At 56.3% G+C, this 1,381-nt stretch carries 2 rRNA genes (1 of these 2 only partly in view); both read left to right on the forward strand.

Annotated elements, in window-relative coordinates:
• Positions 1-1,174 (forward strand): 23S ribosomal RNA (locus tag ACFVX9_RS39545); it begins 1,709 nt to the left of the window's first position.
• A gap of 87 nt (positions 1,175-1,261) precedes the next feature.
• Positions 1,262-1,378 (forward strand): 5S ribosomal RNA (gene rrf / locus ACFVX9_RS39550).
• Positions 1,379-1,381: the final 3 nt, after the last annotated feature.

The raw sequence follows: 1,381 nt of genomic DNA on the forward strand, positions 1-1,381 counted from the left end.
CTGAGCTGGGGGTGGCCGCAGAGACCAGCGAGAAGCGACTGTTTACTAAAAACACAGGTCCGTGCGAAGCCGTAAGGCGATGTATACGGACTGACGCCTGCCCGGTGCTGGAACGTTAAGGGGACCGGTTAGCTCCATTTCGGTGGGGCGAAGCTGAGAACTTAAGCGCCAGTAAACGGCGGTGGTAACTATAACCATCCTAAGGTAGCGAAATTCCTTGTCGGGTAAGTTCCGACCTGCACGAATGGCGTAACGACTTCTCGACTGTCTCAACCATAGGCCCGGTGAAATTGCATTACGAGTAAAGATGCTCGTTTCGCGCAGCAGGACGGAAAGACCCCGGGACCTTTACTATAGCTTGATATTGGTGTTCGGTTCGGCTTGTGTAGGATAGGTGGGAGACTTTGAAGCAGCAACGCCAGTTGTTGTGGAGTCGTCGTTGAAATACCACTCTGGTCGTGCTGGATGTCTAACCTGGGTCCGTGATCCGGATCAGGGACAGTGTCTGGTGGGTAGTTTAACTGGGGCGGTTGCCTCCTAAAGAGTAACGGAGGCGCCCAAAGGTTCCCTCAGCCTGGTTGGCAATCAGGTGTTGAGTGTAAGTGCACAAGGGAGCTTGACTGTGAGACTGACGGGTCGAGCAGGTACGAAAGTAGGGACTAGTGATCCGGCGGTGGCTTGTGGAAGCGCCGTCGCTCAACGGATAAAAGGTACCCCGGGGATAACAGGCTGATCTTCCCCAAGAGTCCATATCGACGGGATGGTTTGGCACCTCGATGTCGGCTCGTCGCATCCTGGGGCTGGAGTAGGTCCCAAGGGTTGGGCTGTTCGCCCATTAAAGCGGTACGCGAGCTGGGTTTAGAACGTCGTGAGACAGTTCGGTCCCTATCCGCTGTGCGCGTAGGAGTGTTGAGAAGGGCTGTCCCTAGTACGAGAGGACCGGGACGGACGAACCTCTGGTGTGCCAGTTGTCCTGCCAAGGGCATGGCTGGTTGGCTACGTTCGGGAGGGATAACCGCTGAAAGCATCTAAGCGGGAAGCCTGCTTCGAGATGAGCACTCCCACCTCCTTGAGAGGGTAAGGCTCCCAGTAGACGACTGGGTTGATAGGCCGGATATGGAAGCCCTGTGAGGGGTGGAGTTGACCGGTACTAATAGGCCGAGGGCTTGTCCTCAGTTGCTCGCGTCCACTGTGTTGTTCTGAAACAACGACCCCAACCCGTTTGGCTACGGGGTTGGTGCGGTTGACAGTTTCATAGTGTTTCGGTGGTCATAGCGTGAGGGAAACGCCCGGTTACATTCCGAACCCGGAAGCTAAGCCTTACAGCGCCGATGGTACTGCAGGGGGGACCCTGTGGGAGAGTAGGACGCCGCCGAACAAT

Origin of the sequence: Kitasatospora sp. NPDC058243 (assembly GCF_042882025.1) — a bacterium.
GTDB lineage: Bacteria > Actinomycetota > Actinomycetes > Streptomycetales > Streptomycetaceae > Kitasatospora.